This is a genomic window from Stenotrophomonas sp. a6 (genome assembly GCF_030913325.1).
GTDB lineage: Bacteria > Pseudomonadota > Gammaproteobacteria > Xanthomonadales > Xanthomonadaceae > Stenotrophomonas > Stenotrophomonas maltophilia.
Map to the genome: position 1 here is coordinate 3,176,969 of NZ_CP133161.1, position 16,496 is coordinate 3,193,464.

General features: G+C 66.5%; 14 protein-coding genes and 1 tRNA gene. 5 read left to right on the top strand and 10 right to left on the bottom strand.

The window, feature by feature from the left end:
- Nucleotides 1–10: 10 nt before the first annotated feature.
- On the bottom strand, nucleotides 11–1,498 hold the full coding sequence (gene rng, locus Q9Q79_RS14705; RefSeq protein ID WP_005410529.1) for a ribonuclease G: 1,488 nt from the start codon (nucleotides 1,496–1,498) through the stop codon (nucleotides 11–13).
- Nucleotides 1,491–2,099 carry a Maf family nucleotide pyrophosphatase gene (locus Q9Q79_RS14710; protein ID WP_065183444.1) on the bottom strand — a complete coding sequence of 203 codons (609 nt, stop codon included), beginning with the start codon at nucleotides 2,097–2,099 and terminating at the stop codon, nucleotides 1,491–1,493. The genes rng and Q9Q79_RS14710 overlap by 8 nt, the downstream gene beginning before the upstream one ends.
- A 131-nt stretch (nucleotides 2,100–2,230) precedes the next feature.
- Between Q9Q79_RS14710 and Q9Q79_RS14715 the strand changes: the two genes are divergently transcribed.
- The 4 genes from Q9Q79_RS14715 (at nucleotide 2,231) to Q9Q79_RS14730 (ending at nucleotide 8,413) form a co-directional block, all read left to right on the top strand.
- Nucleotides 2,231–2,968, top strand: coding sequence for an SIMPL domain-containing protein (locus Q9Q79_RS14715; protein WP_005410531.1), 738 nt, complete (start codon nucleotides 2,231–2,233; stop codon nucleotides 2,966–2,968).
- Nucleotides 2,969–3,181: 213 nt separating this feature from the next.
- A complete protein-coding gene (locus tag Q9Q79_RS14720) occupies nucleotides 3,182–3,832 on the top strand; it encodes an energy transducer TonB (RefSeq protein ID WP_012480926.1) in 651 nt (216 codons plus the stop codon).
- A gap of 196 nt (nucleotides 3,833–4,028) precedes the next feature.
- Nucleotides 4,029–6,863, top strand: a complete 2,835-nt coding sequence (locus Q9Q79_RS14725; protein ID WP_043034741.1) for a TonB-dependent receptor — start codon at nucleotides 4,029–4,031, stop codon at nucleotides 6,861–6,863.
- Nucleotides 6,864–6,991: 128 nt separating this feature from the next.
- Complete coding sequence (locus Q9Q79_RS14730) at nucleotides 6,992–8,413, top strand: basic amino acid/polyamine antiporter (protein WP_005410534.1); 1,422 nt, start codon at nucleotides 6,992–6,994, stop codon at nucleotides 8,411–8,413.
- 72 nt (nucleotides 8,414–8,485) lie between these two features.
- Here Q9Q79_RS14730 and Q9Q79_RS14735 read toward each other — a convergent pair.
- The 8 genes from Q9Q79_RS14735 to Q9Q79_RS14770 all read right to left on the bottom strand — a co-directional run bounded on the left by Q9Q79_RS14735 (nucleotide 8,486) and on the right by Q9Q79_RS14770 (nucleotide 15,376).
- Nucleotides 8,486–8,562: transfer RNA gene (locus Q9Q79_RS14735), tRNA-Asn, on the bottom strand.
- Nucleotides 8,563–8,584: 22 nt separating this feature from the next.
- A complete protein-coding gene (gene rlmH / locus Q9Q79_RS14740) occupies nucleotides 8,585–9,055 on the bottom strand; it encodes a 23S rRNA (pseudouridine(1915)-N(3))-methyltransferase RlmH (RefSeq protein WP_005410535.1) in 471 nt (156 codons plus the stop codon).
- A gap of 64 nt (nucleotides 9,056–9,119) precedes the next feature.
- Nucleotides 9,120–9,530 carry a ribosome silencing factor gene (rsfS, locus tag Q9Q79_RS14745; RefSeq protein ID WP_005410536.1) on the bottom strand — a complete coding sequence of 137 codons (411 nt, stop codon included), beginning with the start codon at nucleotides 9,528–9,530 and terminating at the stop codon, nucleotides 9,120–9,122.
- 58 nt (nucleotides 9,531–9,588) lie between these two features.
- Nucleotides 9,589–10,257 (bottom strand): nicotinate-nucleotide adenylyltransferase, encoded by a 669-nt coding sequence (gene nadD, locus Q9Q79_RS14750; RefSeq protein WP_005410537.1) that lies wholly within the window; start codon nucleotides 10,255–10,257, stop codon nucleotides 9,589–9,591.
- Entirely contained in the window at nucleotides 10,258–11,295 is a 1,038-nt protein-coding gene (gene holA / locus Q9Q79_RS14755; protein ID WP_012480930.1) for a DNA polymerase III subunit delta, read from the bottom strand.
- A gap of 9 nt (nucleotides 11,296–11,304) precedes the next feature.
- A complete protein-coding gene (lptE, locus tag Q9Q79_RS14760) occupies nucleotides 11,305–11,889 on the bottom strand; it encodes an LPS assembly lipoprotein LptE (protein WP_005410539.1) in 585 nt (194 codons plus the stop codon).
- 136 nt (nucleotides 11,890–12,025) lie between these two features.
- A complete protein-coding gene (leuS, locus tag Q9Q79_RS14765) occupies nucleotides 12,026–14,668 on the bottom strand; it encodes a leucine--tRNA ligase (protein ID WP_012480931.1) in 2,643 nt (880 codons plus the stop codon).
- 105 nt (nucleotides 14,669–14,773) lie between these two features.
- Nucleotides 14,774–15,376, bottom strand: coding sequence for a DUF998 domain-containing protein (locus tag Q9Q79_RS14770; RefSeq protein WP_201864068.1), 603 nt, complete (start codon nucleotides 15,374–15,376; stop codon nucleotides 14,774–14,776).
- A gap of 124 nt (nucleotides 15,377–15,500) precedes the next feature.
- Here Q9Q79_RS14770 and trxA point away from each other — a divergent pair, with 124 nt between their 5' ends.
- Nucleotides 15,501–16,358, top strand: a complete 858-nt coding sequence (gene trxA, locus Q9Q79_RS14775; protein WP_005410542.1) for a thioredoxin — start codon at nucleotides 15,501–15,503, stop codon at nucleotides 16,356–16,358.
- Nucleotides 16,359–16,496 lie beyond the last annotated feature (138 nt).

Here is a 16,496-nt window from a genome sequence, read left to right on the forward strand (position 1 = left end):
CCGGCGAGGATCAGAGCAGAACGACATCGAATTGCTCCTGCAGGTACTGCTCGTCCGCCTGGAAGCGGATGCTCTTGCCGAGGAATTCCTCCAGCTCGGCCACCGCCGAGGATTCCTCGTCGGTGATGCGCGCGACCACCTTGGTCGAGGCGATCACCAGCAGGCGTGCGGCATCGAACTGGCGCACGGCACGGGTGATCTCGCGGAAGATCTCGTAGGTCACCGTTTCGGTGGTCTTGATGCTGCCACGGCCACTGCACTGCGGGCACGTTTCCGACAGCTGGCGCTCCAGGCTTTCCACCGTGCGCTTGCGCGTCATCTCCACCAGCCCCAGCGGCGAGAAGTCGTACACCGTGGTCTTGGCATGGTCGCGGGCCAGCGCCTTTTCCAGGGTGCGCAGCACCTGGCGGCGATGCTCGGCATCGTCCATGTCGATGAAGTCGATGATGATGATGCCGCCCAGGTTGCGCAGGCGCAGCTGGCGGGCCACCGCCTGTGCCGCTTCCAGGTTGGTGCGGAACACCGTCTCTTCCAGGTTGCGCTGGCCGAGGAACGAACCGGTATTGACGTCGATGGTGGTCATCGCCTCGGTCTGGTCGATCACCAGGTAACCACCGGATTTCAGCGGCACCTGCTTGTCCAGCGCACGGCCGATCTCGTCCTCCACCCCGAACATGTCGAAGATCGGGCGATCGCCTGAATACAGTTCCAGCTTCTCGGCCAGCACCGGCATGTACTTGGCGACGAACGCCTGCAGCTGCGCGAAGGTTTCCTTCGAGTCCACCTTCACCTTGTCCACGTCCTTGCGGATCAGGTCGCGCACCGAACGCAGCGGCAGGCTCAGGTCTTCATAGATGTTGCTGCACGAGGCCGCTTCGCGGCCGCGGCGCTCGACCACGTTCCAGACCCGCGACAGGTAAGCGATGTCCTCGGCGATGGCCTCGGCCGGCTGGCCCTCGGCATTGGTACGCACGATGTAGCCGTAGCCGCCATGCTGCGCAGACAGCTCGGTCACCAGGGCCTTCAGTCGGGCGCGCTCGGCTTCATCCTCGATGCGCGCGGACACCCCCACCACCTTGGATTGCGGCAGCAGCACCATGTAGCGCGACGGAATGCTGATCTGGGTGGTCAGGCGTGCGCCCTTGGTGCCGATCGGGTCCTTCACCACCTGCACCACGATGTCCTGGCCGTCACGCAGCAGCTCGACAATGGGCACGCTGGCCGGCGGCGGCAGGGTCGTGTTCTCGGTGTCTGCACTGGCCACCGGGGCCGGGCGCACCACGTCGTTGGCGTGCAGGAACGCGGCGCGCTCCAGGCCTACCTCGACGAACGCGGCCTGCATGCCGGGCATGACCCGCTGCACCTTGCCCTTGTAGATGTTGCCGACCACACCCCGGCGCCAACCGCGCTCGATGTGCAGTTCCTGCAGCATGCCGTTCTCGATCACCGCGACCCGGGTCTCGCGCGGGGTCACATTGACCAGGATTTCCTCAGACATCGGCAGCCTCCCTGGCGGCATCGGCAGTGGGGGCCAGCACGCCACAGCGCGCCAGCAGACGATCGGTATGCAGCAATGGCAGCCCCATGACGCCGGAGTAGCTGCCGGAAAGATGTTCGATCCAGCGCTCGGCCCCGCCCTGGATGGCGTAGGCCCCGGCCTTGTCCAACGGCTCGCCGGTGGCGACATAGGCGGCGATGTCGGCGGCGGCGATCGGGGCGAAGGTCACTTCGGAAATGACCAGTTCGCTGTCCAGCCCGTCGGCGCCGACCACCACCACCGCAGTCATCACCTGGTGGGTGCGCCCGGCCAGGCGCGCCAGCATCGCGCGGGCGCCGGCGGCGTCGGCCGGCTTGCCGAACACTTCACCGTCCAGCACCACCTCGGTGTCCGAGCCGAGCACCCGCGCCTGCGGATCATCGGCCAGCATCCGGGCCAGGCCGGCGCGCGCCTTGTCGGCGGCGACCCGGCACACATACTGTTCGGCGCTTTCAGCGGGCGCGCGCTGCTCGACGACCTCCAGGTCCAGGGCCTGGAAGGGGCGTCCGAGTCGGGCCAGCAACTGGTTGCGTCGGGGGGAGCGGGAAGCAAGATAGAGCATCGGCACAGCATAACCTGAGGCCGCCACCTGAATCGTCGGCAACCCGTCCCGGAACGCGTTGAACCCCGAACGGGCTCACAGCGCGTTCATCGCTACGACACCACCCTCAACGGCACAACAAGGAGTTCTCCATGCGCCTGACCGCCACCCCGCTGCTGCTTGCCCTGTCCCTCGCCCTTGGAACCTCGATGACTGCCCATGCCGCCCCGTCGTCGCCGTCGATCGCCGCCGCGGCCGAAGGCACGCTGCTGAACATCTCGGCCAATGCCGAAGCCACCCGCGTACCGGACGTGGCCACCCTGTCGGCCGGCGTGGTCACCCAGGCCGCCGATGGCAACAGCGCCATGCGCCAGAACGCCCAGCAGATGGACAAGGTACTGGCCGCGATCAAGGCCGCCGGCATCGCCGAGCGCGACGTGCAGACCAGCGGCGTCAGCCTCAACCCGCAGTACCGCTATGCCGACAACGAAGCGCCGAAGATCACCGGCTACCAGGCCAGCAACACGGTCAGCCTGAAGGTCCGTGACATCGCCAAGCTCGGCAAGGTGCTGGACGCGCTGGCCGCTCAGGGCGCCAACCAGATCAACGGCCCCAGCTTCGAGATCGACCAGCCGGAACCGGTCTATGACGAAGCGCGCCTGGCCGCGCTGAAGAAGGCCCAGGCCCGCGCCCAGACCTATGCCAAGTCGCTCGGCCTTCAGGTGCGCCGCATCGTCAGCATCTCCGAGAATGCCGGGGGTGGTTACCGCCCGATGCCGATGATGCGGACCATGGCCGCCGGCGCGGCGATGGACAAGGCCACGCCGGTCGCCCCGGGCGAATCCACTGTGTCGGTCAATCTGGACGTGGTGTTCGAGCTGGGTCGCTGATCCCATCCGTTCCGGTAGACAGAGGCGGGTCCCGCAGGGGCCCGCCTTTTTCATGGGCCGGGGCGGCTGGCTGAAGGCCAGCCCAACGGTCCTGCCCCTGCCTCTAGGCAGTGGCTGGGGCCTGGCGTTAATGATTGGCTGCCAGCCGCGTGCGGCAACCCCGCCACGGGCCCTGGTGCGTTGAGGACTTCGTCACTGGCATGGAGGTGGACCATGGTTCGTACGTATCCCGTTGCATCCCCGCACTTCGACCCCGCCCGCGTTGCCGCCTGGAGCGCGGCCATCGCCCTGCACCTGCTCGCGTTCCTGTTGCTGCTGATCCCGGCGACCTACCAGGCCGTGCAGGTCCCGCGTGACAAGACCACGGTCAGGCTGATCGAGAAGATCCCGCCAACGCCGCCCCCACCGGTGCTGCAGGAACCGAAGGAAGTCGCCCGGGTCGTGCCGAAACCGCAGGCACAGCCGGCGACACCGCCACTGCCGGCCCCAACCGCGACCGTGGAGGAAACGCAGGGCATCATGCTGCCGGCCGCCGAACCGGCCCCGCCGCAACTCGCGCCGAGCATCGACACCCATGCACCGCTGGCCGGCGCCCAGCTGCAATACCGCAGTGCCCCGCCACCGGCCTATCCGGTCGCCGCACTGCGCAACCATGAGCAGGGCACGGTGCTGCTGCGGGTGGAGGTCGACAGCAGCGGCCAGCCGGTCGCGGTCAGCATCGAGCGCAGCAGTGGCTCGCGCCACCTGGACCAGGCTGCGCGCCAACAGGTGCTCAAGCGGTGGCGCTTTGAACCGGCCCAGCGTGATGGTATAGCGGTACCGGCCATCGGTTTGGTGCCGGTGCAGTTCTCGTTGCCGGACTGACGACCCGGGCCGGTCCGACCGCCTGTCGGACCGGCCTTCGAGACCGAACTGCCAAACTCGGCAAAGTTCCAGTTCAAACGTTACGGATTAAGCAAAATTTCACGACTTCGTCACCCGTCGGAAACCTAGATTGGCCCGTCCCGGATACTCCGGAGACAGCCCTCAACGCTACGGTTTTCCAGTTAGGAGAGAAGCTGTGAAACACCTGATCCAACGGCCCGCCAGCCGCCGCCGCTGCACCCTGGCATCGTCCATCACCCACATCCTTACCGGCGGCACATTGCTGCTGGTTGGCGCCGTGGCTTCCACCTCCGCCTTCGCGCAGGAGAAGGCCACCAACCTGGACCGCATCACGGTTACCGGTTCGAACATTCCGCGCACCAACACCGAAACACCGTCCCCGGTGCAGGTGGTGACCCGCCAGGAAATCGACCGCACCGGCAAGACCACGGTCGCCGAATACCTGCAGACCCTGACCGCCGATGGTTCCGGCTCGATCCCGAAGACCTTCGGCAACGGCTTTGCCGGCGGTGGTGCCGGCATCTCGCTGCGCGGCCTGGGCGCGGGTTCGACCCTTGTCCTGTTGAATGGTCGTCGCATGGCCACCTACGGCCTGGCCGATGACGGCCAGAAGGTCTTCACCGACCTGAGCACCATCCCGCTCGACGCCGTTGAACGCGTGGAAGTGCTGAAGGACGGCGCCTCGGCGATCTATGGCTCCGATGCCATCGCCGGCGTGGTCAACATTATCCTGCGCAGTGATTTCCAGGGCGCGATCCTTCGCGGTTCCTACGGCCTGTCCGGCGACAGCGATGGCGACGCGAAGAAGGCGACCCTGACCGCCGGTACCGGCGATCTGGCCACCGACGGCTGGAATGCCTTCTTCAGCCTGGATGTCGCAAAGACCGACGCGATCAAGATCAGCGATCGCAAGAACCGCAAGTGGATCGGTACCGGCGATACCCGCCCGTGGGGCTATGGCAACAACGCCCAGTTCCTCGGCGGCGCTTTCCTCAGTGGAAAGACCCGCGGCGGTGTTGGTCCGAACGGTTCGGTGTACGACGATCGCAATGTGACCGAAGAGAATCCGGCCTTCCTGGTCGCTTTGCCCGGTTGTGCTGGTCTTACCACGATTCCGGGCCAGACAGAGGCATCCGCGCAGGCGCAGGGCTGCTTGTGGGATCCGAACCAGCTGTATCGCGATCTCACCCCGGAAGAGAAGTACGTCAACGTGTTTGGACGTGCCAGCTTCGCCTTTGGTGAAGGTGGTGAGATCTACACCGAAATCGGCTACTCAAAGAAGGAAACCACCTTCAGCAACACCCCGTCTGGCGTTTCAGGCGGCTGGGGCTATCCGGGTGGCCCGGTCAACGCCAACAGTGGCGACGGCGCTACGGTGCTGGGACCGAATCATCCAGATAATCCGATTCCGGGCCAGGCCTCGCGCCTGCGCTATTCGGCCTGGGATGTCGGCCCGCGTGTAACCAACAACACCAACGAGTTCACCCGCTTCCTGGTCGGCGTCAAGGGCAACTGGGGCGACTGGAGCTACGACACCGCGTATCTGCACTCCGGCACCGACCTGGTCAACAAGCGCACCGGCTTCCTCAACTACGACAATGTACGTTGTGCACTGGCCAACCCAAACTGCGCTGGTGGTGTTTGGCGCATCGGTGACAATGCCGGTATGAACTCGCAGGCCTTGTACGACTTCATTTCGCCGGATATCAGCGCACGTGCGAAGTCGAGCCTGGACATGTTCGACTTCACCGTGTCGCGCAGCCTGATGGACCTGAAGGGTGGCCCGCTGGGCCTGGCGCTGGGTACTGAATGGCGCAAGACCAGCAACAGCCTGACCCCGCAGACCTACACCGACCAGGGCCAGATCATCGGCCTGGGCTACTCGGCCTACGACGGCACCCAGAACGTGTACGCCGGTTACGTCGAGCTGTCCGCACCGGTGCTGGAAACCCTGGAACTGTCCGGTGCGGTGCGCTACGACAAGTACGAGAGCGGTGAAGGCAAGGCCACGCCGAAGATCGGCATCAAGTGGACGCCGGCCGATTGGATCGCACTGCGCGGCAGTTATGCGGAAGGCTTCCGTGCACCGAACCCCGCCGAGAACGGCGATGGTGGTCTGGCAGCATTCTCCAATGCGTCCGACCCCGTGCGTTGCCCGGGCGGCAATCCGGCACCAGGTGCAAACGACGACGACTGTGGCGCTCTGCCGGTCGCCATCATCACCCGCCCGAACAAGGACCTGAAACCGGAAGAGTCCAAGAGCTATTCGGTGGGTATCGTCCTGCAGCCCACGTCCACGACTTCGCTGACCATCGATGCCTGGCAGATCAAGCGCACCAACGAAATCGCCCAGGGCAGCACCTCCGAAGCCATTGCCGCCGGCAACGTGTTGCGTGACAACAACCTGCTAAATGGCGTACCCGGTACCGGCAGCATCCTGGCGGTCAACACGCAGTACATCAATGCCGCATCGACCCGGGTCCGGGGTATCGATACCGATATCCGCCAGACCTTCGATATCGGCCCAGGTCAGCTGGAGATGGACCTGCAGTGGAGCCATGTGCTCAAGTTCGAGCGCACCGATGCCGACGTGACTGTCGACTACGCCGGTACCCACGGCAACTGCGACGTGACCAACTGCATCGGCACGCCAAAGGACCGCATCAACTTCGGCACCACCTGGAGGCAGGGTCCGTGGAGCGTCAGCGGCGTTGCCAACTACATCTCGAAGATGGACAACAAGGACTTCCGTGGTCCGAACGGCTCCTACCTCTTCGCGTATGCAGACGGTACGGACGTCAAGAAGATCTCCTCGTTCACCACCTTCGACCTGTCGGGCCGCTGGAACATCACTGAAGCCTTCGAGCTGAACGCCTCGGTGCAGAACGTGTTCGATCGCATCGCGCCGCTGGATCCGTCCACCTACGGCGGTGTCAATTACAACCCGCTGCACTTCAGCGGCGCCATCGGCCGTTACTTCACTGTCGGCGCCAAGTACACCTTCAAGTAATACCGCTCAACGCACCACCGTCGAAGGCCCGGGCACCTGCCCGGGCCTTCGTCGTTGTGCGCCTTGCAGGCATGTTCACGGGCACACCGCTACCGTGGGTCAGCGGCATCAGCGCCGCAGGGGACATCATGGCCGCGACATCACAACGCCTCGGGCTGCCCGCGTTGACCGCACTGGTGGTCGGCTCGATGGTCGGTGCCGGCATCTTTTCATTGCCGCAGAACGTGGCGCGCAGCGCCGGTCCGGCGGCGGCGCTGCTCGGCTGGGCGGTCAGCGGCGCCGGCATGCTGATGCTGGCCTTCGTGTTCCAGGCCCTGGCCAACCGCCGGCCGGATCTCGATACCGGCATCTACGCATACGCGCGCGAAGGCTTCGGCAACTACATCGGCTTCTCCGCCGCGTGGGGCTACTGGGTTGCCTCGGTGCTCGGCAACGCCAGCTTCTTCGTGCTGATCTTCAGTGGCCTCGGCCACTTCATGCCGGTCTTCGGTGAAGGCAATACCCCGGCCGCCGTGGCCGCTTCGTCGCTACTTCTCTGGACCGTGCACCTGCTGGTGCTGCGCGGCCTGCGCACCGCCGCCATCGTCAACGGCCTGGTGACGGTGGCCAAGCTGCTGCCTATCACGTTGTTCCTGATCCTGGCCGCCGGTGCCTTCCGCATGGATGTGTTCCGTGCCGATTTCCTTGGCGCGCCCGCACTCGGCGATCTCGGCCAGCAGCTGCGCGGCATGATGCTGGTGACCGTGTGGGTATTCATCGGCATCGAAGGCGCCAGCATCTACTCGCGGCGTGCGGCCCGTCGCGCCGATGTCGGCCGCGCCACGGTGATCGGCTTCCTCGGCGTCTGGCTGCTGCTGGTGCTGGTCAGCCTGCTGTCGATGGGCGTGCTGTCGCAGGCCGAACTGGCGGGGTTGCCCAATCCGTCGATGGCTTACGTGCTGCGCGCCATCGTTGGCGAGTGGGGCGCGACGGTGATCATCGTCGGCTCGATCATTTCGGTACTCGGCGCGCTGCTGGCCTGGGTGCTGCTGTGTGCCGAAGTGCTGTACGCCGCTGCAGGCGACGGCACCATGCCGGCCTTCCTGGGACGCGAGAATGCGCGCGCCGTGCCCGCCAACGCGCTGTGGCTGAGCAATGGCTTGATCCAGCTGTTCCTGCTGCTGGTGCTGGTCAACTCCGGCAGCTACACGGGCCTGGTGCTGCTGGCGGCCTCGATGAGCCTGGTGCCCTACTTCCTGTCCACCGCGTTCGGCGTGCAGCTGGCGTGGCGCGGGGACGCCTATGCGGGTGAACCGGGCGTGCGCTGGCGTGATTTCGCGGTGGCGCTGCTGGCCAGTGCCTACGCGTTGTGGCTGGTGTATGCAGGAGGCCTCGACAACCTGCTGCTGTCGGTGCTGCTGTATGTGCCCGGCGTGGTGGTGTTCGCACTGACCCGGCTGCAACGCGGTGAGCAGGTATTCACGCGTTGGGAATGGGTGTTGTTCGGCGCCATTCTGGTGGTGGCCATCGCTACGCTGGTGGCGTTCTCCAGAGGTGAGCTGGCACTGTAGAGTCGAGCGCGGGCTCGGCTCTACAACAACGCAAAAAAAGACCTGCATCTTGCGATGCAGGTCTCTTCAAGGTGGCGCCCGAAGTTGGACTCGAACCAACGACCCCCTGATTAACAGTCAAGTGCTCTAACCGGCTGAGCTATTCGGGCAGACGACTAGTATAACCACTCTTCACGCGCGATGGTAGGGGTGATTCGCAATCATTGCGGCGGCCCGGTACAACTGCTCGGCCACCACCAGGCGCACCAGCATGTGCGGCAGCGTCAATGGTCCAATCGACCACTTTTCGTCGGCCAGCGCGGAAACTTCCGGCGAATGCCCTTCCGGGCCACCGATCAGGAAGGCAAGGTCCCTGCCCTGCCCACGCCAATGCTCCAGCCGCTGCGCCAGCTGTTCGGAACTGAGCTGGCGGCCCGGCACATCCAGCGCCACCACATAGGCATTCTTCGGCAGTGCGGCGATCACGCGCCTGCCTTCGTCTTCGGTGGCGCGGCGCGCATCGCGGCCCTTGCCGCGCAGGCCGGGCTCGATTTCCACCAGCTCGAACGGCAGCCAGTGCGACAGCCGCTTCTGGTACTCGGCGAAGCCCTGCGCCACCCAGCTGGGTGCGCGTTCGCCGGTAGCAATCAGGCGGGCTTTCATCAACGGTCCTCCAAAACGTCGACGGCGCCATCGGCGCCGTCGAAGGGATGCATCAACGTGCGGCTCAGGCCACTTCGTCGTCGCTGGACGGCGGCTGGTCACCAACGGTCCACAGGCGCTCCAGGGCATAGAACTCACGCACGCGCGGCAGCATCACATGCACGATCACGTCGCCCAGGTCGACCAGTACCCACTCGGCTTCGCGCTCGCCTTCAACACCCAGCGGCATCACGTCGAGATTCTTGGCAAAGCGCACGACTTCATCGGCGATCGACTTGACGTGGCGGGTCGAGGTGCCCGAAACGACGATCATGTAGTCGGCAACGCTGGACCGGCCGCGCACATCGATCTCGACCAGGTCCTTGGCCTTCAGGTCTTCGGTGGCTTGGCGGACGCTGGCCAGCAGTTCCGGCACGGACGGCGGCGGGCTGGGCAGATCGACCTTGATGGTCTGGGGCTGGGTCTGGTTGCTCAAAGTGGATCGACTCGATAAACGTGGGGGCGATTATACGGGCAAGCCGGGGCGGCGGCATTCACGGCGTAGGGGAGCGGTACAGGCCATGGGCGGCCACATAGTCGGCCACGGCCGGCGGCAGCAACGCCCGCCAGGGGCCGCCGGCGGCGATCTGCGCACGCACGGCACTGGCCGATTCCTCGCGCAGCGGATGATGCAGGCGCAGGATGCGCCCGGCCGGACTGGCGAACAGGGCCTGCTCGTTGTCGGCCCAGCGCCCTTCCAGGGCGCGGCCAAGTTCGCCATCCACCGAGGCCTGAAGGGGACTGCCCGGGCGCTCGGCCACCACGAAATGGGCCAGCCCGAACAGTGCCTCCCATTCATGCCAGCGGGTCAGGCCCAGCAGGCTGTCGGCCCCGACCAGCCAGGCCAATGGCCGGCTGGGGCCCAACTCGCCGCGCAGTTCGCGCAGGGTGTCGACGGTATAGGACGGGCGGCCGGGAAAGCGTATGGCGCGGTCCAGTTCACGATGGTCCAGCAGCAGGCCTGGCTCATCGCCGATGGCCAGCGAGAGCATGGTGAAGCGCTGGTCAGCGGTTGCGCCCGGCACCGCGCGATGCGGCGGATCAGCCGCTGGCAGCATGCGCACAGCGACCTGCAGTTCGTCACGGGCAGCACGCGCGATGGCGAGGTGCCCGAGGTGCACCGGATCGAAGGTGCCCCCGTAATAGATCCGCAGGCTCATCACTCAGGCCCGCGCCAGCAGGCGCACGGCACGCGGTTCGGCCACGGCCACCAGCAGGCGCTCCAGCGCCAGCCAGGCATCACCGTCGGCGCGCCCCTTGGCGATGCGGTCGACCAGTCCGGCCTCGGCCACGAAACGCTCCCAGCGCTTGCCCTCGGGGTGCCGCTGCAGCGCACGCTTGTAGGGCGCTTGCCGCGATTCCCAGATGCCGCGCGATTTCATTTCGGCGGCCAGATTGCCGCCACGCGCCTGTACCCGGGCCAGGCCGGCACCAGCCAACAGCTCGCGGATCACCATTGGCATCAGTGCGGCCACCGCCTCGCCTTCGCCGCGCAGGCCCGCCAGCATGCGCAGCACCGCCGGCGGCTGGCCGGAGAACGTGGCTTCCAGCAGCCGGAAAACGTCATAGCGGGCGGCGTCGGCCACCAGCGATTCCATCCGTTCCACGTCCAGCGGCTGGCCGTCGGCCAGCAACGCCAGCTTGTCGATTTCCTGCGCAGCGGCCAGCAGGTTGCCCTCGACCCGCTCGGCCAGGCGCTGCACGGCGGCCGGATCGGCACGCAGGCCCTTGCCACGCAGGCGGCGCTCGATCCAGTCCGGCAGTTCGTGCGGCTTGATCGCCCACGCCACCGACAGCACGCCGATGCGATTGACTGCCTCGGCCCACTTGCCCTGGTGGGCCTTGCTCCATTCGCTGGCGGTAATCATCAGCACCACGTCCGGCGCCGGGTTGGCGCAGAACTGGCTGATCACCTCGGCCCCGTCCTTGCCCGGCTTGCCGCTGGGCAGGCGCACCTCGACCAGGCGGCGGGCACTGAACAGGCTGGGCGCGTTGAAGCTGGCGTCGAGCTGGTTCCAGTCGAAATCACGCCCATCGGCGTCGAACACTTCCCGCTCGGCGATGCCGGCGGCGCGTGCGCGTGCACGGATGGCGTCGGCCGCCTCAAGCACGCGCAGGGTTTCCGGGCCGGCAATCAGGTAGACCGGCGCCAGCGGGGTGTCAGCGCCCTGGCTGGCCAGCTGCTCCGGACGCAGTTCCATCGTCGCGACTCAGTGCTTGGCTGCGGGAACCGGCTCGGCCGGCTCCGCCCCTTCGATCGGCTTGGCCTTCGGCGCCGTCAGGCTGCCGCCCTTCTCGATCTCGGCGCGCACCACGCTGTCGATGCGGCGGATGATCGACGCGGACATTTCCCGTCGCAGCTCATCGGCCAGGATTTCGCGTTCGGTGGTGGTACCGGTGGCGTCGGTCGGCGGCGACACGTAGTCGCGCGACAGTTCGATCACCTGCTGCGGCACCAGCTCGCTGCCATCCTCGCGACGGAAGATGAAGATCACCGCATAGCGCAGGCTGTACTCCTGCGCACGGCCCTGCGAGTCGATGGCGATCGGCAGGTCGCCCCAGCGTTCGGACAGCACCTGGAGCTGGGTACTGGGCCCCTTGCTGTCCTCGTCGGCCAGCTTGGCACCGGAAGCCAGCAGGCTGCGATTGAGCAGCTTGACCAGTTCGCTGTATGGCGCGGTGGAGACCACCTTCACCGGCGCCGTGTCGGTCGGCAGCATCAGCTTGTTGCGCAGATGGAAACCGCAGCCGGCAAGGCCGAGGACAAGAACGAGGGCAAGCAGTATTCGGGTCATGGAGACAGTCTGGCGGAGCCGGGCGATCACGGCAACACACAGCCTGCCCGAAGCCGCGTGAATGCAGGGCCATCAAGTGCATGGCCCCGCACCGGGAAGGTACCGGCCACCGCGTGGGTGACCGGCCCAGGATGCATCAGGCAGCGACGATGTTCACGATCTTGCCCGGCACGATGATGATCTTGCGCACGGTCAGGCCTTCCATGAACTTGGCCGCATTCGGCTCGGCCAGAGCCAGTGCTTCGACCTGCTCGCGTGCAGCATCGGCGGCCACCTCGATGGTGCCACGCAGCTTGCCGTTGACCTGCACGGCCAGGGTCAGCGCGTCGCGCACCAGCGCACCGGCGTCGGCCTGCGGGAACGGCTGGTCTTCCAGCAGCGTCTCGCCATGGCCCAGCACCTGCCACAGGGCGTGGCTGGCATGCGGGGTGATCGGGTTCAGCAGCAGCACGATGGCCTGCAGCGCTTCCTGGCGCACCGCACGGCCCTGCTCGCTGCCGTCCTCGAACTTGGCCAGCGCGTTCATCAGTTCCATCACCGCCGCGATGGCGGTATTGAAGCTGTGGCGACGGCCATAGTCGTCACCGACCTTGCCGATGGTCTCGTGGGTCTTGCGACGCAGTGCCTTCTGGTTGGCGTCCAGCGCGGCCACGTCCAGCGCCGGGGCGGCACCGTCGGCGGCGTGCTTCTGCACCTGGGCCCACAGGCGGCGCAGGAAGCGCGCCATACCGTCCACGCCGGCTTCGTTCCACTCCAGCGACTGTTCCGGCGGGGCGGCGAACATCGAGAACAGGCGCACGGTGTCGGCACCGTACTTGTCGACCATCGCCTGCGGGTCCACGCCGTTGTTCTTCGACTTGGACATCTTTTCAGTGCCACCGACCACCACCGGCTGGCCGTCGGCGATCAGCGTGGCGCCAGTGATGCGGCCGCGCTCGTCGCGCTGCACTTCTACATCGGCCGGATTGATCCAGTCCTTCGAGCCGTCCGGGTTCGGGCGGTAGTAGGTCTCGGCGATCACCATGCCCTGGCACAGCAGGTTGCGTGCCGGTTCGTTGCTGTCCACCATCCGCGCGTCGCGCAGCAGCTTGTGGTAGAAGCGGAAATACATCAGGTGCAGGATCGCGTGCTCGATGCCGCCGATGTACTGGTCGACCGGCAACCAGTAATTGCCGCGCTTGTCGACCGCATCTCGGGCACCCGGCGAGGTGTAGCGGGCGTAGTACCAGCTCGACTCCATGAAGGTGTCGAAGGTGTCGGTCTCGCGCTCGGCCGCGCCGCCGCATTCCGGGCAGGTGGTCTTGCGCCATTCCGGATCAGTCTTGATCGGCGAACCAGTCCCCGAGAACGCCACGTCCTCCGGCAGCACCACCGGCAGCTGCTCTTCCGGCACCGGCACCGCACCGCACTTGTCGCAGTAGATCACCGGAATCGGGCAACCCCAGTAGCGCTGGCGGCTCACGCCCCAGTCGCGCAGGCGATAGTTGACGCGGCGCTGGCCCTGGGCCTTGCGCTCGAAGCGTTCGGCCAGGGCTTCGAAGGCGCCCTGGAAATCCAGCCCATCGAATTCGGCCGAGTTGACCAGCTCGAAGGCACGGTTCTTGTCGCTGTACCAGTCCTGCCAGCGGGCACCATCCCAGGTGCGCTCGTCGTCGTTGCGCGGATCCTTCAGCGCGATCACCTGCTTGATCGGCAGGCCGTACTTGTTGGCCACTTCATTGTCGCGCTGGTCGTGGCCCGGAACAGCCATCACCGCACCGGTGCCGTAGCCCATCAGCACGAAGTTGGCGACCCACACCGGCACCTTTTCGCCGGTGACCGGATGGATGGCACGCAGGCCGGTGTCCATGCCGCGCTTTTCCTGGGTTTCCAGCTCGGCCTCGGACACGCCACCCTGCTTCATTTCCGACAGCAGCGCAGCCAGTTCCGGGTTGTTCTTCGCCGCATGCAGGGCCAGCGGATGTTCGGCGGCGATCGACACGAAGGTCACGCCCATCACGGTATCCGGACGGGTGGTGAACACGCGCAGCGGATCCAGCGCAGTGCCGTCGACATCACGCACGTCGAACTGGATTTCCAGGCCTTCGGAGCGGCCGATCCAGTTGCGCTGCATGGTCTTGACCGAATCCGGCCAGCCGTCCAGTTCATCCAGGCCGTCCAGCAGTTCCTGGGCGTAATCGGTGATGCGCAGGAACCACTGCGGGATCTCGCGCTTCTCGACCAGCGCACCGGAACGCCAACCACGGCCATCGATGACCTGCTCGTTGGCCAGCACGGTCTGGTCGACCGGATCCCAGTTCACCACCGCATTGCGGCGGTAGGCCAGGCCCTTGCGCATCAGGCGCGTGAACATGCGCTGTTCGTGGACATAGTAGTCCGGGCGGCAGGTGGCGAATTCGCGCGACCAGTCCACCGCATAGCCCATGGCCTTGAACTGGCCACGCATGTGCTCGATGTTCTTGTAGGTCCAGGCCGCCGGTGCGGTCTTGTTCTTGATTGCCGCGTTCTCCGCCGGCAGGCCGAACGCGTCCCAGCCCATCGGCTGCAGCACGTTGTGGCCGGTCATGCGCTTGTAGCGGCTGATCACGTCGCCGATGGTGTAATTGCGCACGTGGCCCATGTGCAGCGCACCGGACGGGTACGGAAGCATCGACAGGCAGTAGTACTTCGGCTTGTCCGAAGTCTCGTCGACTTCGAAGGCACGGGTGGCGTCCCAGTACTTCTGGGCGGCGGATTCAACCTGCTGCGGGTCGTAGGCGTTGGTTTCAGCGCTGGTCATGGAACACGCGGATGCGGCGGCAAAGCGGTACAGCGTACCGCAGTGCGGCAAACGTCTCCAATCCTGCCCGCCGACCGCCGGCCCCGCCAGCGCCCGGAGCCGGTCTCAGCGCGGTCGCGACAGAGGCAGGGCCAGCGCCAGCCAGACCGCCCAGCAGGCGAATGCAAGCCGTTGTGCCAGCGGCGCCGGCAGCACGCCCTGCAGCGCAAAGGCAGCCAGCGCCGCCAGCACGCCACAGGCGAGCGCCACCCCGCCCAGGGCGCGGCCGTGCGTCTGGCGCAGCTGGGAGATGCCCAGCAACAGGGTGCCGGCGACGAAGCCCAGCACCCAGATCATCCAGGCACTGGCGTGCAGCTGGCTGGCCGGCCCGTGCAGATCGTCCACATCCAGCGGCATCAAGCCCATCGCGGTGAAGGCCAGTCCGCCCAGCAACAGCATCTGGCTGCCCACCCGCGGCGCCCAGCCAGCACCGGGCGGCAGCTGTCGGCGCAGGCACTCGGCCACGACCACCGCCAACAGGCCCGGCAGTACGAAGCCCAGCAGATTGAAGGCCAACGCGTGCGGCACGCCATGTGCGCCCAGCAGGGCCACCGGGTGCCGCGCCTGTGCATAACCTTCCAGGCCGGCGCCGAAGCCCAGCACCGCCAGCACGAACAGCAGTGCGGCGGCGGGGCCGGACAGACGCGACAGGGAAGACGGGGAGGTCATGCGGGCTCCAGGAGCAACGGCGGCGGGAACGACGCATTGTCGGGCATTTGCCGCAGTCCGGGTTGAGACTGGCATCGATCGTCACCATAGAATCGGTCTCCAGATGCCAATCGATGCCTCCCCCATGACCGAGACGACCTACGTATTCGACGCCACCACTGCGACCTTCGAGGCCGAAGTCCTGCAGAAGTCGCTGCAGACGCCGGTGCTGGTCGACTTCTGGGCCACGTGGTGCGGCCCCTGCAAGACCCTGGGGCCGATGCTGGAAAAACTGGCCGCCGAATACAACGGCGCCTTCGAGCTGGCCAAGGTCGATGTCGACAAGGAACAGCAGATCGCCGCCGCCTTCCAGATCCGCTCGGTGCCGACCGTGTTCCTGGTCAAGGGCGGCCAGCTGGTGGACGGTTTCCCCGGCGCCATCCCGGAAGGCCAGCTGCGTGAGTTCCTGGCCCAGCACGGCATCGTGCCGGCCGACGTCGGCGACACTGCCGCCGAGGACGAAGCGCCGTTGGATCCGCAGGCACAGGTGGATGTACTGCGTGCGCAGATCGCCGCCGAGCCGGACAAGGACGAGCTGAAGCTCGACCTGGCCCTGGCCCTGCTGCAGATCGGCGGCGTGGACGAAGCCGGCACGCTGATCGACGGCCTGCCCGCCAACCTGGCCACCGACGACCGCGCCGTGCGCGCCCGCGCCCGGCTGTCCTTTGCCGCCGCCCTGAAGGACGCCCCGGCCGCCGAGGTGCTGGACGCGCGCATCGCCGCCAACGGCAATGACCTCAAGGCCCGCCACCTGCGCGGCGTGCAGCTGCTGCTCGGCGGCCATGACGAGGCCGCGCTGGCGCAGTTCCTGGAAATGCTGCGGATCGACCGGAGTTTCGAGGAAGGCCTGCCGCGCAAGGCGCTGATCGATGCCTTCAATGTGATCTCCGACGAGGACCTGGTCGGCCAGTACCGCCGCAGGATGGCCTCCCTGCTGTTCTGAACGGAAGCCGGGTTCGTTCAGAATCCCTGCACTGGACGCGGGCAATAATGCGCACGATGGCGGCCGTACGGCCGCCACGATCCGTTCGGGGGGATGAGGTCGGGGCCATGGGGTCTTGCAGCTGCACCCCCGCATTGC